Source organism: Granulosicoccus antarcticus IMCC3135 (assembly GCF_002215215.1).
Lineage (GTDB): Bacteria > Pseudomonadota > Gammaproteobacteria > Granulosicoccales > Granulosicoccaceae > Granulosicoccus > Granulosicoccus antarcticus.
This window is the reverse complement of record NZ_CP018632.1, coordinates 4,592,877-4,616,844: the sequence shown is the minus strand read 5'-3', so window position 1 is coordinate 4,616,844 and position 23,968 is coordinate 4,592,877. Positions and strand designations below refer to the sequence as shown.

The following is a 23,968-nucleotide window of genomic DNA, read 5'->3' as shown; positions in this document are numbered from 1 at the left end:
TGTGAAGTAGTAAATCTGTAGCCCGTCCGGCCATAAGCCGGGCGGGTGAATTGACAATATCGTCATCTTCCGGTTTTTCTCGAAAAGGTATCCCATGTATTCGAAAAGCCTTCCCTATATGTTGCTGTTACCAGCCACATTGTTTCTGTGCATATTCTTCATCTATCCGTTCACGCTGGTTGCGTGGCAGGCCTTTACTACTGATACCGGTGAATTCACCTCCAGTTTCTTTCAGGAGATGGCCTCTCACTGGAAATTCAACACCGCTCTGATCAATACCCTGTTGTTGGCTCTGGCCGTCGTACCGTTCCAGATGGCATTGGCCATTTACATGGCAACGCTGGTCAATGGCATGAAACGAGGTCGGGATGCAGTCCTTTATATCTGGACAATCCCACTGGGTATTTCAGATCTGGCCGCCGGTCTGATCTGGCTGGCAATCTTTGAGCAATCCGGTTTTCTCAACAGTTTTCTGCACACTCTGGGCGTCGTCGAACAGCCGGTAGGCTTTCTGGGCTATGAGAACAAGGGCATTATTTTCCTGGCGATAGTGCTGGCTGAAATATGGCGGGCCACCTCCATCGTACTGGTCATACTGGTTGCCGGGATGGGACTGATACCGAAAGAATATGCGGAAGCCGCCGAGGTCTTCGGTGCCAGCCGCTGGCAGCGTTTCACGCGAGTCACCTTGCCCATGCTCAAGCCAAGCTTGCAGACGGCCATGATTCTGCGTGTCATTCTGGCATTTGAAGTGTTTGCGGTTGTGGTGGCTCTGGGAGGCACCAACCTGCCGGTGCTGATGAGCGAAGTCTTCACATGGCAGTATGAATTGCGTGATGCTCACGTAGCAGCGGCCTATGCGCTGGTTATCCTGGCAATTTCCATTGCCTTCACTCTGTTGATCATGTGGGCCTTGCGAGTGCCTAAGGGAGCACGGGTATGAGTCAGCAAATCCAACCGGCCAAAGTGATGTTCGACGGTCCAGTGCATGGGCGAAGTCCGTTGCACAAATACATTTTTACCGGCGTCGTCGTGTTGTTGTGTCTGTGGGTGCTGGTACCCATCTATCTGCTGGCGGTCAACACGCTGTCCTCGCCGGAGGATGTCAATGCGTTTCCCAAGAGTCTGTTCCCTGATCTGAACACCGATAGTGTCAGCTTCTTCCTGAATTTTGCAGGCGTGGGTCAAGCCTTGTGGAGCTCGGTCAAAGTCGCCACCGTCACCATGGTGTTGTCCATTCTGGCCGGTGCGCCAGCAGGGTATGCCCTGTCGCGTTTCGACTTCACCGGCAAAAGCACATTTCGTGTACTGGTGTTGATGACCAGGGCGTTCCCGTTGCCCTTGCTGGCGCTGCCATTGGCGGTCATGTACATCCGTATTGGTCTGGACGATTCCATACTCGGACTTGCATTAGTACATACCACACTGGCTCTGCCGTTTGCTGTGCTGATTACCTACTCGCTGTTTTCAGGCATTCCCATTGAGTTGGAGGAGGCTGCCTGGACACTGGGATGCAGTCGTCTGCAGGCGTTCCAGAAAGTCATCTTTCCGCTGGTACTGCCGGGTATTGCCGCCTCAGCCATCTTTGCGTTTGTTATTTCATGGAATGAGGTATTTGCAGCCGCGGTGCTCACCATCGAGAACAGAACCTTGCCCGCCTTTTTATTGCAAAGTCTGTCATTTGCGCCGTTGCACTTGAAGTTTGCTGGCGGAGCCGTTCTGGTATTACCAGCGCTCATATTCATCTTCCTGGTGAGGAAGTATCTGTTTTCCATGTGGGGCATTGCCAATCGCTAGCGAGACATTCTCGTTATAGCAGGCATCAACTCTCATCACTCAACTCATTTGCAGGTGTAATCGTGGCAGAAATCAAAATCAAGCAAGTGGCCAAGCAGTACGGGTCAACTCATGCCTTGCACTCCATCGACCTGACCATTGCTGATCAGGAATTCCTTGTGCTGCTAGGAGCCTCAGGGTGCGGCAAGACGACCCTTTTAAGAATTGTGGCAGGACTGGAGACCGCCACCTCTGGTGAGGTGTGGATCGGTGACAGACGGGTGGATCAGTTACCACCTCGTGATCGTGGCATCGCCATGGTGTTCCAGAACTACGCGGTATTTCCCCATTTGACGGTTTATGAAAATATCGCCTTTGGTTTGCGCATGGCCAAGCTGCCTCAGCCCGAAGTGGACAAGCGGGTCAATCGCACCGCCGAATTGATGCATATAGAAGCGTTGCTACAGCGTTATTCAGGTCAGCTCAGTGGCGGACAGCGACAACGTGTCGCGGTGGCTCGTGCGCTGGCGACCGAGCCTGAAGTGCTGTTGATGGATGAGCCGCTGTCGAACCTGGATGCCTTGCTGCGCATGGAGATGCGTGCGGAGCTGAAAACGGTATTGGCAGAGAGCAAGACGACCACCATTTATGTGACGCATGATCAGGTTGAAGCCATGAGTATGGCCGATCGTATTGCCATCATGAACAAGGGTGAAATCGTGCAGGCAGCCTCCGCTGTTGAAGTGTACAGAAACCCGGCTGCTCACTTTGTCGGATCCTTTATTGGTAACCCACCGATGAATTTTCTGGATGCTACGCCCGCAGGTGATGGTTTCTGGAATGTAGGTGGAGTACGGGTTTCTGGCCCTGCCGGAGGTCAAGCAAAGCTGCGTTTCGGGATTCGTCCGGAAGACATCAGAGTGCATCCGACAGGTTCCGTTAACGCATCGACAGAGCAGCAGCCGGTGTTCTCGGCCACAGTGCGCATACTTGAACCCTTAGGCTCCCACTTGCTGGCCAGTTGCAAGATCGATGATCAGATGTTGCGTGTGGTTCTGGACAGTGACGATCCGATCAAGTCGGGCGATGAACTGCAATGGTCACCGGTTAGTGATCGTGTTCGCTGGTTTGATCCAGGCAGCGAACTTGCCATTGCGTCAGTCTGACAGCGGCGTCGTCTTTCAACATATTCGAACTTAATCACATGGCACAAAATACACATCGCGACGACCTGTACAAGCGCGCTGCCCAGATTCTTGATATCAACGATCGTGGTCACTACACCGTGCCCACCAGCGGGCTTTATCCGTTTCAATGGAACTGGGATTCATGCCTGGTTGCCATCGGCCAGCAACACGTGGACGAAGCACGTGCCTGGACCGAGCTTGTCACTCTGTTCGAGCACCAGTGGGATGATGGCATGGTGCCGCATATCATTTTTCACAAGCTTGATGATGGCTACTTTCCGGGGCCCGAGGTGTGGAGAACGGGCCGGACTGTGCCAACGACCGGTATCACTCAACCACCGGTGGCAGGTTTTGCCGCCAACCTGCTATTCGAACGTGCGAAAGACAAGGATCTGGCAAGAGAAAAGGCTGGCCATCTATTGCAACGTATAGACCGCTGGCACGAATGGTTCTTTCGTTGTCGTGATCCGCACGGTACCGGCGTGGTTGCGCTGATACATCCGTGGGAGTCGGGACGGGATAATTCAATTGATTGGGATGCGGCCCTGGATGCCGTGCCTACAGAGGGGCTTGAGCCGTATCAACGCCGTGATCTGCAGCACGCTCATGCGGATCACAGGCCTACGATGGCGCAATACGATCGATTCATCTCTTTGGTGCAGCACTTCAGGTCACTGGATTGGAACAATGAGGTGTTGCATGAGCAATCACCATTCAAGGTGGTTGATCCGGGATTCAACGCCATTTTGATTCGTTCGTGTAACGACCTGGCGAGCCTGGCCGATGCGCTGGGTGAGCCTGAGGTTGCAGAACGCAACAGGGCGCGTGCCAAGGCGGGTCTGGCCGCGCTGGATTCGCTGTGGGATGAGCGCTTGCAACAGTATGTCTGTTTTGACAGGGTGAGTGGCAAGGCGGTAGATAGCGCTTCCGTGGGTGGTTTGTTGCCGGTTTTTGCCGGTGTACCAACGGCAAGAATGGAGTCACTGGCAAAGCGTATTACAACACTGGGTGAGCAGGTCAACTACCTGGTGCCCAGCCATGATCCGACGGATAGTCGTTACGACGGCAAGCGTTACTGGCGCGGACCTGCCTGGCTGATCATCAACTACATGATCGCCAACGGGCTTGACCGGGCAGGGCATACCGAACTGTTCGAAAAGATCAGGCAGGCCAGCCTGAAGCTCATTGATGAGTCAGGGTTTGCTGAATACTACGATCCGAAATCTGGCGAGCCACTGGGTGGAGATACTTTCACGTGGACGGCGGCCATGGTCATGGAATTTCTGCGTGATAATGCTTCGTAGCATCATCGTGTAATTCGAGTACGTTCAGGGAAATGCACAGCCTGGTGTAATGCAGGCTGTGCAACTTGTTGAATTTTTCTTGTACGAGTGCTCAGGCGCCCTTGTTTTTCTCATCCCAGATCATGGGTTCCCAGAGCTCTATCTTGTTGCCCTCCGGGTCAACAATCCATGCGAATACGCCATTTTCGTGATATTGCGGACCCTCAAGAATCTCTACGCCAGCAGTTGTTAATTTCGCAATAAGCGCCTGCATATCATCGACGCGGTAGTTGATCATGAATCGCGCACGACTCGGCGCCAGCAGATCGCTGTCAGTGGCTGCAACATGCCAGACGGTTGCGCCACCGTCTTCAGCGGTATCATTTTTCCACTCAAGGACAGCTCCGCCCCATTCCTGCAAGGGGATGCCTAAATGCTTTTCGTACCACTGGGTCAGGCTTTTGGTGTCTTTGTTGGCGAGAAAGAAAATTCCACCAATGCCAGTGACCTTGCCTGCATCGTTTTGATCAGTCATGACTTACACCTTGTGTGATGACAAGTTTCAAGATAGCAAGTTTTGGCGTGTCGTGATTGATTTGATGGGACGCTGTGACCTCAGTGCGGCCAATAATTCTGTCTGTTTTTGCCGCTATACTCTATGCGTCAAAGTTACAACATGGAGTTATCGCGATGCGTGGAGCAGGTGGCAGTCAAGGCGGGGAGCTGCAGTTCCTGATTGGTATCGTGATGATGGTTGCCGGATTTTACTTGTTGTTCAACGCCATCACCATCGAGTCTCGATTTGGCCTGGGAATGCGTCTTTACGGCATTGGTGGGCTGGGTATCACCTCTGGAACACTGATGATCCCGTTGATCGCAGGCGTTGTCTTCATTTTCTACAATGTCAAAAACTATATTGGCTGGCTGCTGAGCATCGGATCGCTGGTGGCGTTGGTTGTCGGCGTGCTGGCTAATGCGCAATTTGGCCTGCGTGGCATGAGCTCATTCGACCTGCTTGTGATACTGGTTCTGGCATTTGGTGGGCTGGGTTTGTTTCTTCGATCGCTCAAGTACAATCCGTTATAAGGCGGCTCTGGCCAGGCGATAGATGACATGTCTGCGCAGCTGACTTGAAACATCTATGCGAGGGTGCTCGAATCCCTGTAGATCTTCTCGCATGCCAATTTTTATCATGACGGCAATGGATGGCAAATTGCACTCTGAGGTGAACGAGACCAGCTCCTTGAATCCGAGTGAATTGAAGCCTGTTTTCAGGGCGAAACTGGCCGCCTCGGTAGCATAGCCCTGGCCCCAGTGTCGCTTGTCCAGACGCCAGCCAATATCAATTTCCCCGGCGCAGGGGTGCCAGCTTGCCGGGTGAGAAAAGCCGACAAAGCCGATGAACTCTGCGCTGTCGATTCTTTCGACCGCCCACGCTCCCCAGCCATGGGTGGCGATGTGATCGGTTTGGGCGTCGATGAAGCCATTGGACTGCTCAGGAGTAATCAGGCGAGGGAAGTAGCGCATGACATCAGCGTCACAATTCAACGCTGCAAAGGGCTCTCTATCCGCTTCTTTCCATTGCCGTAATAGCAGTCTTTCAGTTCGCATCAACGGTGTTGATTCACGAGTCCTTTTGGATCAAAGGTAAGAACTCTGCGAGTACGGAGGCATAGACTTCACGTTTGAATGGTACTGCGCTGTCAACCAGCTGTGCAGGCTCCAGCCAGCGCCATTGGTTGAATTCAGGCTCATCGGTCTGGATGTTGATGGCAGAATCCTCGCTTAGCAGTCGTAGCAGAAACCACCTCTGCTTTTGTCCCCGATATTGACCGTTCCAGATTCCCGGCACTCGATCATGCGGCAGATCATAGGTAAACCAATCGGCACTTTCAGCCACGATTTTTATATCGGCAGCAGCGAGTCCCGTTTCTTCTCCCAGTTCACGCAGAGCGGCCAAGGGGGTGGTTTCACCTTTCTCGACCCCGCCTTGAGGCATTTGCCAGGCGGGTTCCACGTTGTCGATACGCTGACCCACAAACACATGGCCATCACTATTGATAATCATCAGGCCTACGCAGGGGCGATAGGGCAATTGAGCGATTTGTTCAGGGGTCACGGTAATGTTTTTTGTGGGTCAGCGTTGGTTTTTCGAATGGCTGTGTTTGGCCTTCTTATACCGGCATTGTTTGCTCGACGACATCCGCGAGTATCTCGGAGGTCGCAGGGCACAATGTCCAGCCTAGATGGCCGTGACCGGTGTTGTAGTAAACGCCGGGTTTCTTACCTGCGCCAACACGAGGCATCATGTTCGGCATCATTGGCCGCAGACCTGCCCAAGGCACGACATGTTCCGTGTCGACACCCGGGAACAGGCGACGCGTCCAGGCCACCAGAGGACGTATGCGATTGTCGCGTATGTCGTAGTTCACCCCGTTGAATTCAGCGGTGCCGGCAATGCGCAGACGGTTTTCGCCCAGGCGACTTGACACCACTTTTGCTTTGTCATCCAGCAAGCTGACCCAGGCGGCCGCTTCACGGCTTTCAGCGTTAGGTAGATCAATGGTGATTGAATAGCCCTTGACCGGATAGATGTTGACTCGATCACCCAATTGGGCGGCGAATCGTCGACTTTCGATACCAGCACAGATGACCACGCCGTCAAAGGTGTCGCGTTCGACGCTGTAGTTTTCGTCCTGATGGTAGGTCACATGAACCTTGTCGCCTTCGTGAGTCAGAGTCTGGACTCGGACATCAAACATGAAACGGCCGCCCATTCGCTCGCAAGCCTGAGCCAGGCCTCGGGTGTACTTGTGAATGTCACCGGTTGAATCACTCTCGGTATAGAAGCCACCGTAGAGATCGCCACGGATGGCAGGTTCAATGGCACGCATCTCATCAGGCGTGACTGCACGACGTTCAAGTCCGCCTTTGGCCAGCATTGCGTTGACACGCTCACCATGCTCGAAGCCGGCTTTGTCCACGCAGATATGCAGAATGCCACGCGCTTCATGGTCAAAATCGATATTTTCCTGTTTGGCCCATTCGAACAGGTGTTCACGCGCGGCAATGGCCAGACGGGTGGTCTCGATGGTGTTGCTTTCGTAATTGGGGATGTTGGCCATGAACTCGGCCATCCATGAATACTTGTGCCAGTCAGGTTTTGGGTTGACGAGCAAAGGGGCGTCACGCTTGAGCATCCAGCGCATGCCCTTGATGATGGTTGAAAACTGCGTCCAGACTTCTGCATTGGAGGCCGATAACTGGCCTCCATTGGCGAATGAAGTCATCATGGCTGCATAGCGATTGCGATCGAGGATCGTAACGTTATAACCGCGCTTGAGCAGGGAATAGGCCGTAGTGACACCGGAGATACCAGCACCGACAACTGCTATATGTTTCATGTAACGCCTTTGAGTTAAACCATCGAGAATACAGTGTCAGCGAGCCAGCCATCCACCGTCAACCGGTAGTGTAATCCCATGCACATAATTTGCGGCATCTGAGGCGAGGAATACTACGGCTCCCGCTACATCAGAGGGGTTGCCCCAGTGCCCGGCTGGAATGCGGTCCAGTATGGCTTTGTTGCGATCAGGGTCTTCGCGCAGGGCCTGTGTGTTGTTGGTTTCGATATATCCCGGGGCTATGGCGTTGACATTGATGCCTTTGGGTCCCCATTCGCAGGCTAACAACTTGGTCAGTCCCGCAACGCCACTCTTGCTGGCGGTGTAAGAGGGGATGCGTATGCCGCCCTGGAAAGACAGCAGTGAGGCGATGTTGATGATTTTGCCAGTACCGCCGGGCACCATGGTTTTGGCCACTGCCTGGCTCAGGAAGAACAGGGATTTGAGATTGACATCCATGACGGCATCCCAGTCAGCTTCACTGAAGTCCAGCGCATCTGCACGTCGGATGATGCCGGCATTGTTGACCAGTATGTCGATACTGCCAGACCAGGCCATGACTTCAGCGACGATGCGATCGATGGGCTCCAGGCTGCCAAGGTCGGCCTTGATGGCGATGGCGCGCTTGCCATCATTCTGGCCACCATTGATAAGCTCCAGAGTCTCTTCCATATCGGAGCGGCCAAGGCAGGCGACTCGTGCACCGGCATTTGCCAAGGCTACGGCAAAGGCTTGTCCCAGGCCGGTGTTGGCACCGGTAACCAGTGCGGTCTTGCCATCAAGATTGAACATTCCGGTGGAGAGCTCAGTCATTTCAAATCCTGCATTTTTACAAAATCCATATCGTTGAAGTCCTGGTTGTCGCCAGCCATCGACCAGATAAAGCCATAGCGACCGGTGCCAGTGCCACTGTGGATGGACCAGCCAGGTGAGAGTATGGCCTGCTCATTGGCCACGATCAAATGTCGAGTCTCCTGAGGCTCGCCCATCAGATGAATGACGCGTGTGTCAGCGGCCATGTCGAAGTATAGATACGCTTCGGTGCGTCGATCGTGTGTGTGGCACGGCATGGTGTTCCAGACGCTGCCATCGGCAATCAGTGTCATGCCCATGACCAGTTGGCAGGAGGTGCAGACGTCCGGGTGGATGTACTGACGCAGCTGCCGGACGTTGGCATCAGACTGTGTTCCCAGATTGATCAGATTGGCATCTTCTGCCGTAATCTTCTTGAGCGGGTGGGCGGCATGGGCTGGGGTGCTGATAAAGTAGAAACGCGCCGGGTCGGCGGCGTCGTCACTGATGAAAGCCACCTCTGCGGTGCCCATGGGGACATAGAGTGCGTCGGTGCGTTTCAGCTCATGCTCGGTGCCATCGACAACGATACGACCGCTGCCACCGATGTTGAAGATGCCCAGTTCGCGGCGGTCAAGAAATCGGGGTGAGCCAATCTGCTTGTTTGCTACCAGCGGCAAGGCTTCGCTCAGGGGTGTTGCGCCACCGATGACGGTGCGGTCCAGGTGGCTGTAAGTCATGCAGATCTCACCGGGACGAAACAGGGTTTCGATGAGATAGGCTTCGCGCAGTTGCCGGGTGTCAAAACCACGTGTTTCAGTTGGGCTACTGACCTGACGAATATCCATTGTCATGCTTCTCTGGTGGGAAATTTAGATGAATGCATTATACCGATTTTTCAATCTTTTTTTAAATTGGTATGACAACTAATTTATCAACGGGCTTGGGTGTAGGATGTCTGGAAATGGATGCTCATAACGAGTGAGGCTGATGAGTACGAAGCACAAACCGCGATTGGCGGCCGGTATGGAGCAAGACCTGCGCAAGAAAATAGTGGCAGGCCAGCCACCGGTCGGAGAAAGGCTGCCGAGCGAGCGGGTTCTGTGCGAAACCTATGGTGTGAGCCGCACAGTGGTCAGAGAGGCTATTGCCGGATTGCGGGCTGCAGGCTTGATAGAATCGCGACAAGGCAGTGGCTTGTACGTCAAATCAGACAAGCCGTCATCGCTCAATGGATTGCCATCGCTGTCCGATATGTCAAACGAAATCATAGCCATCGTTGATACGTTGGAGCTGCGGGCTGCGGTTGAAATAGAAGCAGCCTTTCTGGCTGCCACTCGGGCATCACCCGGGCAGGTTGAGAAAATACGCACTTGTCAGAAAAATTACTCCGATGCTCTGAGCAATGGCACAGAGACAGAAGGTGCAGACTTTGATTTTCATCAGGCCATAGCAGATGCCACTAACAACCCTGCCTACAAAGCCTTCATGGAATACCTTGGGCGACAAACCATTCCCAGAAGCAAGTTGGGCTTTGTGCCTGACAGTAAAGCCTATCAGTCCTATCTGGTGGATTTGCGTGCAGAGCACGAAGAGATATTGCTGGCGATAGAGCGGCATGCGGCTGAGGAGGCCAGGCAGGCCATGAGGGCACATCTGGTTGGTAGTCTGGAGCGATATCGAGCGTTGTCCAGAGGGTGATTGCGTGATTGGTATGATAACTATCAGCAAATTTTGATGATTGGTAGTTCGTTCCGAAGTACTCCTGCAGACAGAGATCGGCGTTCCTGTTATACCATTGCTGTTCGGTTTATCTGGAGTAGATTCGATGCTGTATGACGTCCGCACTTACCGCTGCCAACCAGGCACCATTGCCGCACAGCTGAAATTGTACAAAGAGCACGGTTGGGATGTACAGCGCAAGCATCTGGGGGAGCCGTTGGTCTATGGTCAGGTCGAGACAGGCGATGTGAATTCCTATATCCATATCTGGGTTTACGAAAGTGCTGCAGATCGCGAAAACCGACGCAAGAACATGGTTGCAGACCCGTTATGGCAGGTTTTTCTGAAGCATAGCGCGGCGGCAGGCAATCTCATTCTGCAGACAAACACCTTGGTCAAGCCAGCCCCATTTTTTGATCCGGAGGCCCGATCGGCCAAGTGAGATGCTAGAGCCAGCGCATGAGTGACTATCCAGTTCTGATGTATGTCACCGCTCTGATCATCGTCGTGTTGCTGCTCATTCGGGTACTTGGCAACAGAGCGTTGAAAGTTGTACCAGAGTCATGTGCTTGCGATGAAACGGTTCCTGATACGGCTCTATCAGAGGCTGTCGATGCATTGCTTGACGCTAACGCCGAGAAGCATCCAGGCTCTCTGTTCTCGCCGCTTGGCAAGGCTTCGACAGCCTTGCTGAGCCGTTTTCGTCTGGCGGATCTGGCGCAGCACACCATTGATGCACAGTATTATCTGTTTCACGACGACGAGGCGGGACAGGCTCTATTAGCCAACCTGATCGAGGCGGCAGGACGGGGTGTCAAGGTGCGGCTGTTGCTGGATGATATCGGCATCAAGGGGCGCGAGCCTGTTTTGGCACGATTGGCCAGAGAGACCACCAACCTTGAGATCCGTATTTTCAATCCGGTGTGGCTTCGACCGGCGCGTATTCTGGACTATCTGGCAAGATTTCCCAGATCCAGCCGGCGAATGCACAACAAATCCTTCACGGTGGACAAGATCGTCAGCATCGTGGGTGGGCGTAACATCGGCAATGAGTATTTCAATGTGGGAGACGGGGTGTCTTTCGCCGATTTTGATGTCATCGGTGCAGGACCGGTGGCTGTGGATGTCGTCAAGCAGTTCGATGCCTATTGGCATAGTGGTATTGCCGTTGAGGTGATACAGCTTGGCAAGCCCTGTAACGAGGAGCAATTTGCACTGTGTAAAGAGCAGATGGCGCAGGGTCAGGACAGATTTCGCGAACACAGCAACGCGCATGAGGAACTTGCTCTCGAGCAACTGATGTCAGGCAATCTTGAGGCCTGTCTCGGCTCGAGTCGGGTCGTGTACGACCCTCCACAAAAAGTAATGACTGGACTCTTTGATACTGAAGGCAATCTTGCCTCTCTCATCATCAAGTTGCTGTCATCGGCACAGCAGGAGCTGCTGATCAGCTCGCCCTATTTTATCCCCGGCAAGCGAGGCATGGCTGTTTTTCGCGAGCTGAGGGCGCGCGGTGTGCGGATCTGTCTGCTGACCAATTCCTTCGCTGCCAATGATGTGGTGGCAGTACATTCTGGCTATATCGATTATCGGCAGGAGCTGGTTGAGATGGGTGTCGAAATGTACGAATTCAAACCGGATAGTCAGACAACAAGTCTGTCCTTTATGGGCTCGAAAAGATCCAGTCTGCATGCCAAGACATTCATCATCGATCGCAAGCAGCAATTCGTCGGCTCCTTCAATCTGGATCCGCGTTCGGCTATCCACAATACCGAGATGGGTATCTTTTTCCACAGTGTCGAATTTGCCGAATCGCTTTGTCAATCGCAGCTCGAACGTCTGGAGAGCTCGGCGTATCGCCTCAGGCTTGGCAAGAGCCATTCGCTGGAATGGATAGAAGTGACACCGACTGGTGAAACCATCGTACATACGACCGAACCCGATATGACTCGGTTGCAGCGTGTCAGTGTCTATATGTTGACCTGGCTGCCTTTCGAATGGTTGCTGTAGGGATATACTGTTGACAGGAAAACAATGATCAACGGAGCAAGGTGTAATGACTAACAAGTTAGAGCTTGGCAAGGCAATTCAGGAACTTCGATCAGAAATCGAAACGCTGGAAGACAGTGATGTCGAAACACGCAACAATCTTGCGCAACTGGCTGATCTCATGGACGCTCAATTGATTGGCGAACCCCTGAGCGAAGATCCGTCGACGGCTGAATCGGTCATGGCGCTGGTTGAAACCTATGAAGCCAAATACCCGCGCGTTACGGCAATGGCCAATGATCTGATGACACGACTGGCTGCCATGGGCATCTGATCTCAGGAGGTGCTGGCTGAGCCCCATCGTGCAATGATCTGATCGGCCAGGCTTGCCAGCTCTGATGCGCTGATGTCAGGAACAAGAACATTGTCGGCTGGCAGAAAGGCATTGTGAGGACGGGTCAGGAAGGCACCTCGATAGCCTGCAGCCTGCGCACCGATGGTATCCCAGAGGTGGCAGGCTACCAGGCAGAGCTGTGCAGGCTGGACCTGTAGTTCATCGGCTACCAATTGATATGTCTCGGGTGCCGGTTTGAATTTTCGAACCGCTTCAACACTGAATGATTGCTCGAAATATTGGGCAAGGCCGGCCTGCTCCAGAGCTGTCGGGCTTGAGGCACTTGCCGAGTTGGTCAGTGTCACCAGACGGAAACCCGCTTTGTGCAAGCGCTCGAGTGCCGGTGCCGCATCGGGGTGAGCAGGCATGGAGCCGAGTAGTTGTCGCATCTCATCAATGTCTCGCTCGGACACGACGACACCATGAATGCTTGCCAGCATGCGCAGTGTGCCAATGGCCAGCTCGCCGAACGGGGTGTACAGACCGGACAGCGTCATTGTCTGGGAATACAGGACCAATTGTGCAAACCACTCACGCAACAAGGTTGCATCGCAGAAGAGTCGATTGAATACCGGCTCCAGCGTGGTGATATCGAGAAGCGTCTCATTGACATCGAATACGATGATCGAAACCTGTGTGTCGTTGGGCATGGCTATTGGTGTCATCCAGAGCAAAGTATTACTATAGACATCCGGGCATTGTCCGTACAGCCGCATGACACCCGAAAGGGTACAGGGCTGAGCTGGCCTGAAACAAGTTCAGGACTCGTTACAGCTGGACTTGTTGCAGCTCATCCAGCAAGTCCAGCAGCGTATCCATTTTCTCGGTGCCAAACTGATTCTCCAGACGCAGGAAGAGATCCTCACTCAGCGCCGTATGTTCCAGAATCAGCTGGCGGCCAGCGTCAGTTATAACCGCTATTGTCTGGCGCTTATCGTGTTCATTGGTTGTGCGTACGAGGAATCCATCCCGATCCAGTGCGTGCATGATTCTGGTCAGGCTGGGTTGGTGCAGGCAGGCTTTTTGCGCAATACGAGTCTGCTCGATAGGGCCGGACTCTTCAACGACTCTCAGCACTCGATATTTTTGTTCAGTGATGCGGCTTTGCAGCAGCATTTCACGCACCGGTATCATGAGCGTTTCACGTGCCCGCAGCAGTGCGATGGGCAAGGATCTGTCTGTACGCTTGAGTGCGGGTGCCAGGGGTGTTTCTTCGGTCGTCATTCTTGCATTATCCAATAGCCCTCAATTCAGGGCCGTGTTGCCAAGTGTCCGACTTTCTACTTGCAAATAATACTTAACAGATTAACCAAATGCACGATCGAGGGGTTATTTACGCCAGGAACATGCTGCATAGAGCATCATCAGATTGACGATTGGGGTAAGGAGCCAAGTCCTGTATACGTTTGTTGCTCATCCCGATCCGCTTGCGAGCAAGACGTGACAAGTCGGCAAAGGTGGCTGTTCGGGGGTGCCTCAGATCAGTGCCTGAACCATGGTTGCTGTGACAGGCGCAAGTGTGACGCCGATGTGACCATGACCGAAAGCCAGAATAATATGCTTGCTGCGTTTTGAACGGCGAATGATCGGTACAGAGTTGGGTACCGAGGGGCGGAATCCGAGCCAGGCTCGGCTCACTTCACCGAGCTGAGGCAGCAGCTCGCGGGCACCACGTTCCAGCATTGCCAGACGTTGTGGCGAGGCGGGTAAATCAACGCCGCCAAATTCTACGGTACCGGCAATACGCAGACGACCATTCATGGGCGATGCATAAAAGCCCCGACGTGCCGAGCAAACCGGGCGGCTAACCGGGGACTTGGGCATGTCGAATTCGAGATGGTAGCCACGTTCGGTATCCAGCGTCACGTTCTCGCCCACGGATCTGGCCAGGGCACGGGAATGGGCGCCGGCGGCTATGACCACCTTGCGTGCACTGACGATCAGATTGTCGTCACAGTGAATGTCACTATATTGACCGTGTTCCACGATGTTATTGGCGCGGGCCTTGATGACGCTCATCCCCAGATCATTCAGCCTGGAGGCAAAGGTTTTCATGAGCGCTCCCGGGTCATCAATGCTGGTGGCATCAGGAAAATAATGAGCGCCTCCCTGAAAGGTGCTCAGGCCGGGTTCCAGCTGAAGAACCTCGCTGGCAGAGATGACCTCGAGGGCCACACCATTATCACGCCGCATCTTTTCATCAGCTTTTGCCGCAATGAAGGCGTTTTCACTGTCATACAGATAGAGACAGCCGCGTTGATGCAGCAAGTGGGAGGCACCGAGCTCCTCGGCGGTGGTTCGCCACAGAGCGTTTGCATTGTTCAGTAGCTGTCCCAGTGCCTTTGCATTGGCACGGCTGGGTCCGGGCAAGCTCTGGAAGGCAAACTGGATCAGCCAGGGCAGCAGGCGAGGTACGACGGAGTAGTGGATGGACAAGGGGCTTTCGCGATCGAACATCAGGCGAGGCAGGTCTCGCAGAACATTGGGCGTACCCAGGGGAATGGTTGCGTAATCTGCAATGGTGCCAGCATTGCCGTAGGAGGCCCCCATGCCGAGTTCATCGGGTTCAATCAAGGCAACATCGCGGCCTGATTTTGCAAGCTTGTACGCGATGTTCATACCGATAACACCGCCACCTATGACGACGATGTCATGTCTCGGATTGTTCATTGAAAATGCCTGTGAAAATGCTGGCTGGCTCGGTGTTGCACGAGCTCTTAGCGAGTTTTGACCTGTTTTCGATACTCGCGAGGAGTCATCGATTTATAGTCTTTGAAGTGACGATTGAAGTTAGCCACATTATTGTAGCCGACGTCGTGGCAGATGCTGGTAACAGGCTCATCGCTCTTGCTCAATAGCTCACAGGCATGGGCTATACGCAGACGGTTGAGATAACGGCTGAAATTGCAGCCCGTGGCTTTGGTGAAGAAACGCGAAAATGTGCTCTCGCTCATCTGGCTGATGGCAGAGACTTCGGCCAGGCGCAGATCGCGAGCGTGATGTTCGGCAATATAACCGGTAATTTTGCTGATCTTGTCCTGGGTCTCTTCACTTTGACTGGCATCGGGTGGTGTGGCTGATAACAGTCGGTAGTTAGTTTCACGGGTGAGCTTGCCGAGAAAATCCAGCAGCATGGCGATTCTGCTGATGTTGTCACTCGCGATCATTTTCTCTGACCAGGTGGCAGCATCACGGCAAATGGGGCCGGAAAACTCGATTCCATACTGGGCGCGTTCCAGTAATGGCAGCAGGGCACTCAGTTCGCTGACACTGAGAGCCATGGAGGGCACCAGCTCACGCCGGAATTGCACGACAAAATCACGCAATTCAACAACCTCGTCAGTGGCGGTTTCGCTGATCCAGTTATGAGGTTGCTGCGGTCCGAGCAGGACCAGTTGAAAGGGCGAGAATGAGCTGACGTGATCGCCGACAAACATCTTGCCTGCGCCTGCGACAATGACATGAATTTCATAGTCTTCGTGGCGATGCCATCGCACCAGTGGGCTGGGAAAGCCATGCTGGAAAGCCAGTACTGAACGTGCGTCGACATCGACATGTTCGAGTTCTGGTGTGATGGGCTTGCTGGTCGGGAAATTCGTCATCAAATTCAGAATAGCACCAAGCGACACAGGATTGAAGTCGCCAGCATAGCTCAGTCCGGTTCAATAACCTATTACTGTTGGATGTAGCGTGTTCAGGCAAAAGTTGCCTGTCAGGCTTTGCAGGAAATCCTGCAAAAGCCGTCTATACGCGATACAAGCTGTAGTGCTCAGGCCGTGCTGCGATCCAGATGCAGGCCGCATTCACGAAAGGCTTCGCCTTTGGTCGGGTCAAAGCAGGGAGCTCCCAGAGGTAGCTGGTTTTCCAGCCGATAGCGTGTCATGGTCTCGGCAGTCCAGTCCAGCAGCGGTGAGGTTTTCAGCATGCCGTCAGACAAGGTCTGGAACATGGGCTGGGACTTGCGATGGGTGGACTGATAGCGGCGAATCGAGCTCAACCAGGCATCGGCACGCAATGTTTTGAGTGCGCGTTGAAAGGGTTCTACCTTGACCTCCCGGGAGAAGGCTGCATGCTCTGGATCATCCAGAGCCGGTGGCATGATGATGGTGTGGTCCAGTGGCTCGAAGGTATGCAGATTGATATCCAGCCTTTCTGTTATCTCACTTGCAAATGACTGGGTGGCGCGTGTGTTGTAGCCTGTATCAACCCAGATGACCGCAATGCCGGGCTGAACCTGGCTCACCAGATGCAGGAAAATGGCAGATTCTTCAGAGAACTTGGTGCTGACAATCGGTTTGCAACTGATTGCCAGGGTGCTTTGGATAGCATGACGGGCTACAGCTAATTGGTGCCTGTAGTTGAGCTCTACTGTGTCGTCACTAGCCATCTTGACTGCAAGTCCGTGTCTGAAGGTTTCATGAAGTATCGGTCAGTTTATAAAAGGGCTCCAATATTTTCTTGTTATAAGCTTATTCAATATACGAACGATGCGGGCAGGGGCCTGCGAGCCCCTGACACCGGTCTCAAATCTGCTTGTCGAAATGAGCGTTGAATCTCGTGCGCTACAGCATTTCGTCCTGCATATGGTACCAGGCGTACATGAACCGTTGCCCTAGTCGGCGGAAAGGTGTCAGCACACCATGGCTGGGAAGCGGAGAGGTGAAAATAGGCAGATCGAGCCCGTGAGACTTGCCTGCCACCAGTTGCGCCATGCGTCGTCCTGCCTGTGCCGAATACATGACACCGTTGCCGCCGTATCCCATGGCGTAGTAAATAGTCTGCTTCGGATCAGGCTGAAAGATTCTTGGCATCATGTCGTGGCTGACGTCGACCCAGCCCCACCATGAATAGTCCAGATCTATGCCTTCGAGTGCCGGGAATTTTCTCGCCAGTCCGTGTTTGATCAAGGCCAGGTGTTTCGGATTTTCTGCATCCTTGCCAGTCACGGCGCTGCGGCTGCCGATCTGCACTCGACCATCGGGAAGATAACGATAGTAATGTCGCAGCGTACGCGTATCCGTCAAAGGTGAGCAGGTCTGGAATCCGCAGGCCTCTTTCTCTTCATCAGTCAACGGTCGAGTCACGATCGAATTGGACAGAATGGGCATCAGCCGATTCTTGGTTTTATTGTTCAAGCCTGCCGGTGTATAGCCAGCCGTTGCCAATGCCACCGAACGGGCGCGCACTGTGCCACCGGGAGTTGTCAGGTGATGGACGCCATTGACTGTCTTCCAGCCCATGACAGGACTACCCGTATGGATAGTTGCACCCAGTTTGCGTGCCAGCTGCTGGTAGCCGAACGCAAGCTTGGCGGCATGAATGCAGGTGCCATCAGGCTCCCACATCGCGCCGGCGGCTTCCTGGTCTTTCACGTACCGCTCGTGCAATTCCTCTTTACCCATGATGCGAGAGCCGTAGCCGAAAGTGTCGTTCAGCAGCTTGCTTTCTTTCTCCAGTTTGGCCATGACGCCTGGCTTGTGAGCGATGTAGAAATGTCCACCTTCCTGGGGCTCGCAATCAAATTCACCGCTGCCTATCAGATCGCGAAAGACCTCAAAACCTTCGCTGATCTCAGCGTGCAACTTCTTGGCAACGTCGACACCCCAGCGATCAATCCACTGCGAACGTTTGAGTCGGCCTGAAGACATCTGTGCCTGACCGCCGTTACGAGTCGAACAACCCCAGGCGACCGTATTGGCTTCCAGAATCGTTGCCTTGATGCCATGCTCCTTGGCCAGATGGATGGCGCAGGAAAGTCCCGTATAGCCCGAGCCGATGATGACGACATCGACGTCCATGTCACCGGATACCGGGCCGTCATCTTCAGGTGGTTCTCCGGCAGTACCAATCCAGTACGTCGGCGCATAGTCCCGGTTATGACCAGGGCCTGAATCGACTAGCGGGTCATATCGTGGATCGTAACTGGATTTTGGCCAGTGCTTTCGACGCAGTGAATCAGGCATGACGGTAATATTCGGCTAATAGCAGTGAAAGTCAGGGTTTATTGGAAGATGTTGAGGTTCAGGCTTTCTGAACAGGGCGATCTTTGCGCAATGCCTGCTTGACGATAATTTTTCCGTCTCGAAGGGTGAACAGATCTGCTCCCTGGGCTTCAACGCGTGAACCGTCAGCACTGGTGCCTGAAAAAGTCCATTCGGATACTGCACGATTGCCGTGCACGAAATGGCTGTGATGATCCCAGTGTGCATCGCTCATGGCGGCAAAAACACCGCTGAATGCTGCGGCGATAGCCGTGCTGCCTTCGACCTTGTTGCCATAGACTTCTGGGCCACCAACGGTATAAAAGACGCAGTCTTCAGCAAAACACTTCATGACACCATCGATGTCGTGAGCATTGAATGCATCAAAAGTGGCCGCCAGATCTTCTGCAGTGATTTCATTGGACATGTGATTTTTTCCTTTTCCGTTCCGTTCTGAAAATAGTTGTCTGATGGGCAAGGTCGCATTGACGCACTTGCTTGCCAGACTGCATGTTGCGGATGGTAAGGCAGTGGCGATGTCAGTGTACGGGCCACTGAAAATACATTAGTGGAACCAGATCGCTATTACAACGGATAGAAATGGATTGCGCTTGGTTCGCATCATAATGAGGAAAATATCGCCTGATTGCCTCATTTTGAACTGAGTCCAATCTTTATCCATGACTGGGTCCACGGTCAAAGTTATCTGGACCTCAGCTCCGATACGCGTTACAAATAGCAACCTGTGGAGAAGCGTAGAAAGTTCAAGCGCTTTGCTAGTCAGTTGTTCCTGAGCCTGCTTTGGCCGGTAATGCAAGTCCTGCAGGTTGCGATGTCTGATCAATGCATTCGACGCTCGTAGCGGAGGAAGGAATCCCAGCAAGCGACTGGGCAGTTTTCTCGAACACTAATCAATTGGAGAGAAATATGAAGTTATTTTCGAAACTGGCTGTAGCTGCCTTCAGCGCAACGCTGATTGCAACTCCTGCCGCCGCCAAGAATTTCAAGGTTGCCGTTGGCGATAGTGGTGGCAGTAGTCAGGAGGCGACCGGCCAGGGTTTTGTCAAGGCACTGGAAGAATTGTCTGACGGCAAACACACCGCCACCTTGTTTCTCAATGGTCAGCTGGGTTCAGAGCAAGATACGGTGAACGAGGCGGCAATCGGCACGCTGGACATGTCAATACTGGCGATCAACAACATCACGCCTTTCTCTCCAAGCGTGGGTGTCTTCACCCTGCCATACGTCATCCTCAGTCTTGAAGATGCCGAGAAGCTGACTCAAGGACCTATCGGTGCTGAGCTGACTGAAAACACGATTGAAGATGCAGGCGTTCGAATCGTTGCCTGGACCTACACCGGTTTTCGGGTATTGACCAACTCCAAGAAGCCGGTTAAATCAGTAGCTGATCTGCAGGGACTGGTCATTCGAGTTCCCAAGAACGAGATCATGATCGAGACTTACAAGTCGTGGGGCATCAGCCCGACCCCGATGGCCTGGTCTGAGACATTTGCAGGACTTCAGACGAAAGTTGTGGATGGTCAGGACAACCCGTACACCACCATCAATGCCATGAAGTTCTATGAAGTTCAGAAATATGTAACCAACCTGCGCTACATCTTTTCCATTGAACCACTGATCATTTCCGAGCAGGTCTTCCAGGAGCTTTCCGCTGAAGATCAGGACATCATTCTCAAGGCAGGCGAAGCTGCAACAGAGGCTTCTGCTACGTTCCTGCGTGAGAAAGAAGCTGAAATCAAGAATATCCTGATCGAAGAGGGTATGGAGATCAGTGACCCTGAGAATGATGAAGCTGAATTCATCGAATTGGCGACCAAGGCTGTTTGGCCTAATTTCTATGAAAGCATTGGTGGTATCGAAAAGCTGAATGCTGTTCTTGCAGAAATCGGCCGCGACCCTGTTGCTGAATAAGACCGTTTGACAAGTACTGAACGACTGAAAAGGACACCGGCATCGCCGGTGTGCCTTTTTGGCGGTCTGGCAATTTTTGGGCGCATCCGTCATTGCGGAGCCTTTCCCTTTCCCATTTGCATTGAGGGTGACCATGAAACGATTCTGGCATTTTGTAGACAACATCGAAAGTTATCTGTGCCGCACGTTGCTGGCCATATTTGTCTGCCTGCTTTTTCTGCAGGTGATTGTCAGGACGCTATTTGATTTTTCGTTCTCCTGGCTTGAAGAACTATCCATCTACATGTTCGTATGGTTCGTCTTCTTTGGTGCCAGCTATGCGGCCAAGATGGCTGCGCATAATCGCGTCACCTTCCAGTTCAAGTTTCTGCCAGATGGTGCCATCAAATACATTGAGGCGTTTGCAGATTTGTTCTGGATTGCGTTCAATGTCACTTTCATCTATCTGTCGATCGATTTCATCTTCAACAAGATGAACAAATTCCAGTCATCCCAGACCATGGGCTTTCACCTCAGCTGGGTGTATATCGTATTGCCCATCGCCTTCAGTCTCATGACCTTTCGCATACTACAAGTCAATTACAAGAAGCTGATCCTCAAAGAGGATGTGCGTGACCCGGACGCCATAGATCTGGATGCGGTGAAAGCCGATCTTGACGTCAACAGAAACTAACGGGCACTCCAAGGAAACCTACTGCAATGGAAAGTGAAATCATTCTGGTCCTGTTCGGATCGTTTCTGGCCCTGCTGTTTATCGGTGCACCGATCACGGTAGCGCTGGGCGTGTCGACTCTCATATCCTTTATTTATCTGGGCGACAATCCGATCAAGTTTGTACAGATTGCCTTTACCTCGGTGGGATCATTTCCGCTGATGGCACTACCGGCATTCATACTGGCAGGTGCCTTGATGGAGGCGGCGGGTTTGTCCAGACGCCTGATCAATGTGGCAGAGAGTTTTGCCGGACCGTTTACCGGTGGCATGTCGGCGGCGACCGTGTTTGCCTGCCTGTTCTTTGGTGCCATATCAGGCTCAGGCCCTGCAACCACAGCGGCCGTTGGCATGCTGATGATCCCGGCGATGATCGATCGCGGTTACAGCAAGGGATACGCATCGGCCATCACCGCCTCATCAGGTGGTCTGGGCATTGTTATTCCACCCTCGATTCCCATGATCATTTTCGGTATTGCTGCTCTGGGTATGCCACCTCCACCGGAAGCTGTCGAGAAGTTCGGCGTATTCCAGACCGTCTCCATTCCCAAGCTGTTCATCGCCGGCTTCATGCCTGCATTCCTGATTGCAGGAAGTCTGCTGGTCATGAATTACATACTGGCCAAAAAGCATGGTTACAAGGGGACAAGCGAAGGTTGGGAAGCCCGCGAAATCTGGTGTGAGCTCTACCGCGGCTTCTGGGCATTGATGGCTCCTGTAGTCATCCTGGGGGGGATCTATTCCGGTTTCTTTACGCCTACTGAGGCAGCTGTTGTTGCGATTTTCTATACGCTGATTGTCGGTACGTTCATTTACCGGGAAATGACATGGAAAAAACTGTTTACCGCATTGGAGACCACCACATGGTTAACCGGTCGGGTGCTGTTGATCATGTTTACCGCAACGGTGTTTGGACGCTTGCTGGTAGAGAACCAGATTCCCGCAGTCATCGCTGAAAACATGCTGTCGTTTACCGACAACATCTATGTGATCTGGACTTTGATCATCTTTTTCCTGTTGTTTGTCGGCATGTTCATGGAGACTCTGGCGACCATTCTGATACTGGTGCCTGTCATGCTGCCTGTTGCCTACAGCGTCGGCATTGATCCGGTCCACTTTGGTGTGGTCATGATCTGTACGCTGGGTATCGGTTTCCAGACGCCTCCCCTGGGTGAGAACCTTTTCATCGCATCAGGAATATCGAAGATATCGATCGAAGAAATATCACTCAAGGCGCTGCCTTTTGCCTTTATCAATACGATTGCCATCTTCATCATCGCGTTCGTTCCACAGATATCTCTGTGGCTGCCTCGCTTTTTTGGTTACTAGGCTTTAGACAGGAAAAATGATCATGAGGACATCGACTTCCCGAATTCTGTTTACAACGGATTTGTCCAAGAATTCGACCTATGCATTGCACCACGCGGTGAGTCTGGCGAAATCGACAGGGGCCAGGCTGCATATACTGCATGTGGCAGAACCGATGAGTGAGGATGCACGGATAACCATGCGGCTGTTCTTTCAGGACGAAGCTGCTCGTGAGACCGCGCTACGCACCCGCGGTGAATACATCAAAGCCGAGCTGGACGAACGACAGACTGCCTTCTGGCCAACGGTTGCCGAGGAGAATCAATCGGTGCGAGCACAGATAGACTCCATCGATGTGGTTGAAGGGCATCCCGCGGAAGTGATTCTGCGGCGTTCCAGAGAACTTGATTGTGATCTGATTGTTCTGGGGGCTCACAGTCACGGCTTTTCGCAAACATTTCTGGGAAGCGTCGCAAAGAGAGTTTTGCGACGGGCAACCATTCCTACACTGGTGGTGCCATACCGACCTGAGTGATCAGTATTGCCTGATGACGAAGTGCTTGCGGGTCTCTTCAAGCACTTCCCAGTAGCCCTTGAAGCCATTGGGTATCAGGAAGGCATCGCCGCCTTTGTAGGTGTTGCTCTCTCCGGTGTCGCTGATCAGGCGGCAGTGTCCGTAGACGATGAAGCAGAATTCATCTCGCTCGGTGAATGCATGCCATTTCCCCGGGGTACTGGTCCAACTGCCAGCCAGCAAGGATTTGTCCGGGCTTTCATACTGAATTTCCGTCACGTGGTTCGGATCGCCTTCGACAACTCGATCAGGCAGATCTGCCAGGCGCCTCTGGGTTTGCGAGGCGGGTGGGTTGGAAAATGAGATGGTTTGCATGGTGGTGACAGGCGTTCCTTGTGTTGGAATGAGGGATGTCCGGTAGAGCCGTCTATTGTAGACAGGCTAGAGCCCCAATTCTGACAAGCCGGGGTGATTATCGGGTCGACGGCCCAGTGGCCAGTGGTATTGTCTGTCGGCTTCGGCAATGGCCAGATCATTGATGCTGGCATAACGATAGCGCATCAGGCCACTGTCATCAAACTCCCAGTTTTCGTTGCCGTAGGAGCGATACCAGTCGCCGGCCGTGTTGTGCCATTCATAGGCGTATCGAACTGCAATTCTGTTTTCGCCATGCAACCACAGCTCCTTGATGAGACGGTACTCCAGTTCACTTTCCCATTTTTTTGCCAGAAAAGCCTGCGCCTCGTCGCGATTGGTGACGAACGTGGAGCGATTTCTCCATTGAGTATCCGTGGTATAGGCTAGTGCTACTTTAGCGGCGTCGCGCGAATTCCAGCCGTCTTCTGCCAGGCGTACTTTCTGAATGGCACTGTCTTGAGTGAAGGGTGGCAAGGGTGGGCGAGTAGTCATGTTCTTTTTCTGGTGGCTGATGCAAATCGGGATGAGAGGATTCTGGAGTTCTGTCTACGGTTTGTG

General features: G+C 53.1%; 28 protein-coding genes. 13 read left to right on the top strand and 15 right to left on the bottom strand.

Annotated features, from left to right (window positions below; all coding sequences use genetic code 11):
* Positions 1-94: 94 nt before the first annotated feature.
* The 4 genes from IMCC3135_RS20025 to IMCC3135_RS20010 all read left to right on the top strand — a co-directional run bounded on the left by IMCC3135_RS20025 (position 95) and on the right by IMCC3135_RS20010 (position 4,267).
* A complete protein-coding gene (locus IMCC3135_RS20025) occupies positions 95-943 on the top strand; it encodes a carbohydrate ABC transporter permease (protein WP_088919219.1) in 849 nt (282 codons plus the stop codon).
* Positions 940-1,797 carry a carbohydrate ABC transporter permease gene (locus IMCC3135_RS20020; RefSeq protein WP_205737628.1) on the top strand — a complete coding sequence of 286 codons (858 nt, stop codon included), beginning with the start codon at positions 940-942 and terminating at the stop codon, positions 1,795-1,797. Before IMCC3135_RS20025 ends, IMCC3135_RS20020 begins: the two co-directional genes overlap by 4 nt.
* Before the next feature lie 62 nt (positions 1,798-1,859).
* On the top strand, positions 1,860-2,942 hold the full coding sequence (locus IMCC3135_RS20015) for an ABC transporter ATP-binding protein (protein ID WP_088919218.1): 1,083 nt from the start codon (positions 1,860-1,862) through the stop codon (positions 2,940-2,942).
* 38 nt (positions 2,943-2,980) lie between these two features.
* Positions 2,981-4,267 carry an amylo-alpha-1,6-glucosidase gene (locus tag IMCC3135_RS20010; protein WP_088919217.1) on the top strand — a complete coding sequence of 429 codons (1,287 nt, stop codon included), beginning with the start codon at positions 2,981-2,983 and terminating at the stop codon, positions 4,265-4,267.
* A 91-nt stretch (positions 4,268-4,358) separates the two neighbouring features.
* Here the strand turns inward: IMCC3135_RS20010 and IMCC3135_RS20005 are convergent, their stop codons facing one another.
* Positions 4,359-4,781 (bottom strand): VOC family protein, encoded by a 423-nt coding sequence (locus IMCC3135_RS20005; RefSeq protein ID WP_088919216.1) that lies wholly within the window; start codon positions 4,779-4,781, stop codon positions 4,359-4,361.
* 155 nt (positions 4,782-4,936) lie between these two features.
* Here IMCC3135_RS20005 and IMCC3135_RS20000 point away from each other — a divergent pair, with 155 nt between their 5' ends.
* Positions 4,937-5,332 (top strand): hypothetical protein, encoded by a 396-nt coding sequence (locus IMCC3135_RS20000; RefSeq protein ID WP_088919215.1) that lies wholly within the window; start codon positions 4,937-4,939, stop codon positions 5,330-5,332.
* Here IMCC3135_RS20000 and IMCC3135_RS19995 read toward each other — a convergent pair.
* From IMCC3135_RS19995 to kduI, 5 genes are read right to left on the bottom strand one after another with little or no spacing between them, the layout of a single operon-like run.
* The gene (locus IMCC3135_RS19995) at positions 5,327-5,857 is read right to left on the bottom strand and encodes a GNAT family N-acetyltransferase (RefSeq protein ID WP_088919214.1); all 531 of its coding nucleotides are present in this window, start codon (positions 5,855-5,857) and stop codon (positions 5,327-5,329) included. The two genes, IMCC3135_RS20000 and IMCC3135_RS19995, sit on opposite strands and share 6 nt — an antisense overlap.
* 13 nt (positions 5,858-5,870) lie before the next feature.
* Entirely contained in the window at positions 5,871-6,365 is a 495-nt protein-coding gene (locus IMCC3135_RS19990) for an RNA pyrophosphohydrolase (RefSeq protein WP_088919213.1), read from the bottom strand.
* A 55-nt stretch (positions 6,366-6,420) separates the two neighbouring features.
* Positions 6,421-7,650 carry a D-amino acid dehydrogenase gene (locus IMCC3135_RS19985; protein ID WP_088919212.1) on the bottom strand — a complete coding sequence of 410 codons (1,230 nt, stop codon included), beginning with the start codon at positions 7,648-7,650 and terminating at the stop codon, positions 6,421-6,423.
* Positions 7,651-7,686: 36 nt separating this feature from the next.
* Positions 7,687-8,463, bottom strand: coding sequence for a 2-dehydro-3-deoxy-D-gluconate 5-dehydrogenase KduD (gene kduD, locus IMCC3135_RS19980; protein ID WP_249776155.1), 777 nt, complete (start codon positions 8,461-8,463; stop codon positions 7,687-7,689).
* Positions 8,460-9,290, bottom strand: coding sequence for a 5-dehydro-4-deoxy-D-glucuronate isomerase (gene kduI, locus IMCC3135_RS19975; protein ID WP_205737627.1), 831 nt, complete (start codon positions 9,288-9,290; stop codon positions 8,460-8,462). The genes kduD and kduI overlap by 4 nt, the downstream gene beginning before the upstream one ends.
* 142 nt (positions 9,291-9,432) lie before the next feature.
* Between kduI and IMCC3135_RS19970 the strand changes: the two genes are divergently transcribed.
* The 4 genes from IMCC3135_RS19970 (at position 9,433) to IMCC3135_RS19955 (ending at position 12,487) form a co-directional block, all read left to right on the top strand.
* On the top strand, positions 9,433-10,143 hold the full coding sequence (locus IMCC3135_RS19970) for a FadR/GntR family transcriptional regulator (protein ID WP_088919210.1): 711 nt from the start codon (positions 9,433-9,435) through the stop codon (positions 10,141-10,143).
* Between the two features lie 127 nt (positions 10,144-10,270).
* On the top strand, positions 10,271-10,606 hold the full coding sequence (locus tag IMCC3135_RS19965) for an NIPSNAP family protein (protein WP_088921959.1): 336 nt from the start codon (positions 10,271-10,273) through the stop codon (positions 10,604-10,606).
* A gap of 17 nt (positions 10,607-10,623) precedes the next feature.
* Positions 10,624-12,174: a phospholipase D family protein gene (locus IMCC3135_RS19960; RefSeq protein ID WP_088919209.1), complete on the top strand. Its 1,551-nt coding sequence runs from the start codon at positions 10,624-10,626 to the stop codon at positions 12,172-12,174.
* 46 nt (positions 12,175-12,220) lie between these two features.
* Positions 12,221-12,487, top strand: a complete 267-nt coding sequence (locus IMCC3135_RS19955; RefSeq protein WP_088919208.1) for a DUF4404 family protein — start codon at positions 12,221-12,223, stop codon at positions 12,485-12,487.
* Positions 12,488-12,489: 2 nt separating this feature from the next.
* Here IMCC3135_RS19955 and IMCC3135_RS19950 read toward each other — a convergent pair whose 3' ends face one another.
* The 7 genes from IMCC3135_RS19950 to IMCC3135_RS19920 all read right to left on the bottom strand — a co-directional run bounded on the left by IMCC3135_RS19950 (position 12,490) and on the right by IMCC3135_RS19920 (position 18,955).
* A complete protein-coding gene (locus IMCC3135_RS19950; protein WP_088921958.1) occupies positions 12,490-13,197 on the bottom strand; it encodes a haloacid dehalogenase type II in 708 nt (235 codons plus the stop codon).
* A 118-nt stretch (positions 13,198-13,315) separates the two neighbouring features.
* A complete protein-coding gene (gene hpaR / locus IMCC3135_RS19945) occupies positions 13,316-13,771 on the bottom strand; it encodes a homoprotocatechuate degradation operon regulator HpaR (RefSeq protein ID WP_205737626.1) in 456 nt (151 codons plus the stop codon).
* A gap of 252 nt (positions 13,772-14,023) precedes the next feature.
* Positions 14,024-15,217 carry an NAD(P)/FAD-dependent oxidoreductase gene (locus IMCC3135_RS19940; RefSeq protein WP_088919207.1) on the bottom strand — a complete coding sequence of 398 codons (1,194 nt, stop codon included), beginning with the start codon at positions 15,215-15,217 and terminating at the stop codon, positions 14,024-14,026.
* 47 nt (positions 15,218-15,264) lie between these two features.
* Entirely contained in the window at positions 15,265-16,149 is an 885-nt protein-coding gene (locus tag IMCC3135_RS19935; protein WP_157736143.1) for an AraC family transcriptional regulator, read from the bottom strand.
* Between the two features lie 167 nt (positions 16,150-16,316).
* Positions 16,317-16,934, bottom strand: a complete 618-nt coding sequence (locus IMCC3135_RS19930) for a phosphoadenosine phosphosulfate reductase domain-containing protein (protein ID WP_088919205.1) — start codon at positions 16,932-16,934, stop codon at positions 16,317-16,319.
* 175 nt (positions 16,935-17,109) lie between these two features.
* Entirely contained in the window at positions 17,110-18,510 is a 1,401-nt protein-coding gene (locus IMCC3135_RS19925) for an NAD(P)/FAD-dependent oxidoreductase (protein WP_088919204.1), read from the bottom strand.
* Between the two features lie 58 nt (positions 18,511-18,568).
* Complete coding sequence (locus IMCC3135_RS19920; RefSeq protein ID WP_088919203.1) at positions 18,569-18,955, bottom strand: nuclear transport factor 2 family protein; 387 nt, start codon at positions 18,953-18,955, stop codon at positions 18,569-18,571.
* A gap of 500 nt (positions 18,956-19,455) precedes the next feature.
* Here IMCC3135_RS19920 and IMCC3135_RS19910 point away from each other — a divergent pair, with 500 nt between their 5' ends.
* From IMCC3135_RS19910 to IMCC3135_RS19895, 4 genes are all read left to right on the top strand, one after another.
* Complete coding sequence (locus IMCC3135_RS19910; RefSeq protein WP_088919201.1) at positions 19,456-20,460, top strand: TRAP transporter substrate-binding protein; 1,005 nt, start codon at positions 19,456-19,458, stop codon at positions 20,458-20,460.
* A gap of 133 nt (positions 20,461-20,593) precedes the next feature.
* Positions 20,594-21,133, top strand: coding sequence for a TRAP transporter small permease (locus tag IMCC3135_RS19905; RefSeq protein WP_088919200.1), 540 nt, complete (start codon positions 20,594-20,596; stop codon positions 21,131-21,133).
* 26 nt (positions 21,134-21,159) lie between these two features.
* Positions 21,160-22,500 (top strand): TRAP transporter large permease, encoded by a 1,341-nt coding sequence (locus IMCC3135_RS19900; RefSeq protein WP_088919199.1) that lies wholly within the window; start codon positions 21,160-21,162, stop codon positions 22,498-22,500.
* Positions 22,501-22,522: 22 nt separating this feature from the next.
* Positions 22,523-23,014 (top strand): universal stress protein, encoded by a 492-nt coding sequence (locus IMCC3135_RS19895; protein WP_088921956.1) that lies wholly within the window; start codon positions 22,523-22,525, stop codon positions 23,012-23,014.
* On the opposite strand, the gene IMCC3135_RS19890 is transcribed toward IMCC3135_RS19895, so the two are convergent.
* On the bottom strand, positions 23,015-23,368 hold the full coding sequence (locus tag IMCC3135_RS19890) for a cupin domain-containing protein (RefSeq protein WP_088919198.1): 354 nt from the start codon (positions 23,366-23,368) through the stop codon (positions 23,015-23,017). It lies immediately after the preceding gene.
* Between the two features lie 66 nt (positions 23,369-23,434).
* Entirely contained in the window at positions 23,435-23,902 is a 468-nt protein-coding gene (locus tag IMCC3135_RS19885) for a nuclear transport factor 2 family protein (protein WP_088919197.1), read from the bottom strand.
* Between the last annotated feature and the right edge of the window lie 66 nt (positions 23,903-23,968).

What these genes read in the sequence shown, in the direction of transcription:
- IMCC3135_RS20025 (WP_088919219.1), top strand. Translation starts at nt 95, where the DNA reads ATGTATTCGAAAAGCCTTCCCTATATGTTGCTGTTACCAGCCACATTG.
- IMCC3135_RS20020 (WP_205737628.1), top strand. Translation starts at nt 940, where the DNA reads ATGAGTCAGCAAATCCAACCGGCCAAAGTGATGTTCGACGGTCCAGTG.
- IMCC3135_RS20010 (WP_088919217.1), top strand. Translation starts at nt 2,981, where the DNA reads ATGGCACAAAATACACATCGCGACGACCTGTACAAGCGCGCTGCCCAG.
- IMCC3135_RS20005 (WP_088919216.1), bottom strand. Translation starts at nt 4,781, where the DNA reads ATGACTGATCAAAACGATGCAGGCAAGGTCACTGGCATTGGTGGAATT.
- IMCC3135_RS20000 (WP_088919215.1), top strand. Translation starts at nt 4,937, where the DNA reads ATGCGTGGAGCAGGTGGCAGTCAAGGCGGGGAGCTGCAGTTCCTGATT.
- IMCC3135_RS19995 (WP_088919214.1), bottom strand. Translation starts at nt 5,857, where the DNA reads ATGCGAACTGAAAGACTGCTATTACGGCAATGGAAAGAAGCGGATAGA.
- IMCC3135_RS19985 (WP_088919212.1), bottom strand. Translation starts at nt 7,650, where the DNA reads ATGAAACATATAGCAGTTGTCGGTGCTGGTATCTCCGGTGTCACTACG.
- kduD (WP_249776155.1), bottom strand. Translation starts at nt 8,463, where the DNA reads ATGACTGAGCTCTCCACCGGAATGTTCAATCTTGATGGCAAGACCGCA.
- kduI (WP_205737627.1), bottom strand. Translation starts at nt 9,290, where the DNA reads ATGGATATTCGTCAGGTCAGTAGCCCAACTGAAACACGTGGTTTTGAC.
- IMCC3135_RS19970 (WP_088919210.1), top strand. Translation starts at nt 9,433, where the DNA reads ATGAGTACGAAGCACAAACCGCGATTGGCGGCCGGTATGGAGCAAGAC.
- IMCC3135_RS19965 (WP_088921959.1), top strand. Translation starts at nt 10,271, where the DNA reads ATGCTGTATGACGTCCGCACTTACCGCTGCCAACCAGGCACCATTGCC.
- IMCC3135_RS19960 (WP_088919209.1), top strand. Translation starts at nt 10,624, where the DNA reads ATGAGTGACTATCCAGTTCTGATGTATGTCACCGCTCTGATCATCGTC.
- IMCC3135_RS19955 (WP_088919208.1), top strand. Translation starts at nt 12,221, where the DNA reads ATGACTAACAAGTTAGAGCTTGGCAAGGCAATTCAGGAACTTCGATCA.
- IMCC3135_RS19950 (WP_088921958.1), bottom strand. Translation starts at nt 13,197, where the DNA reads ATGCCCAACGACACACAGGTTTCGATCATCGTATTCGATGTCAATGAG.
- hpaR (WP_205737626.1), bottom strand. Translation starts at nt 13,771, where the DNA reads ATGACGACCGAAGAAACACCCCTGGCACCCGCACTCAAGCGTACAGAC.
- IMCC3135_RS19940 (WP_088919207.1), bottom strand. Translation starts at nt 15,217, where the DNA reads ATGAACAATCCGAGACATGACATCGTCGTCATAGGTGGCGGTGTTATC.
- IMCC3135_RS19935 (WP_157736143.1), bottom strand. Translation starts at nt 16,149, where the DNA reads ATGACGAATTTCCCGACCAGCAAGCCCATCACACCAGAACTCGAACAT.
- IMCC3135_RS19930 (WP_088919205.1), bottom strand. Translation starts at nt 16,934, where the DNA reads ATGGCTAGTGACGACACAGTAGAGCTCAACTACAGGCACCAATTAGCT.
- IMCC3135_RS19925 (WP_088919204.1), bottom strand. Translation starts at nt 18,510, where the DNA reads ATGCCTGATTCACTGCGTCGAAAGCACTGGCCAAAATCCAGTTACGAT.
- IMCC3135_RS19920 (WP_088919203.1), bottom strand. Translation starts at nt 18,955, where the DNA reads ATGTCCAATGAAATCACTGCAGAAGATCTGGCGGCCACTTTTGATGCA.
- IMCC3135_RS19910 (WP_088919201.1), top strand. Translation starts at nt 19,456, where the DNA reads ATGAAGTTATTTTCGAAACTGGCTGTAGCTGCCTTCAGCGCAACGCTG.
- IMCC3135_RS19905 (WP_088919200.1), top strand. Translation starts at nt 20,594, where the DNA reads ATGAAACGATTCTGGCATTTTGTAGACAACATCGAAAGTTATCTGTGC.
- IMCC3135_RS19900 (WP_088919199.1), top strand. Translation starts at nt 21,160, where the DNA reads ATGGAAAGTGAAATCATTCTGGTCCTGTTCGGATCGTTTCTGGCCCTG.
- IMCC3135_RS19895 (WP_088921956.1), top strand. Translation starts at nt 22,523, where the DNA reads ATGAGGACATCGACTTCCCGAATTCTGTTTACAACGGATTTGTCCAAG.
- IMCC3135_RS19890 (WP_088919198.1), bottom strand. Translation starts at nt 23,368, where the DNA reads ATGCAAACCATCTCATTTTCCAACCCACCCGCCTCGCAAACCCAGAGG.
- IMCC3135_RS19885 (WP_088919197.1), bottom strand. Translation starts at nt 23,902, where the DNA reads ATGACTACTCGCCCACCCTTGCCACCCTTCACTCAAGACAGTGCCATT.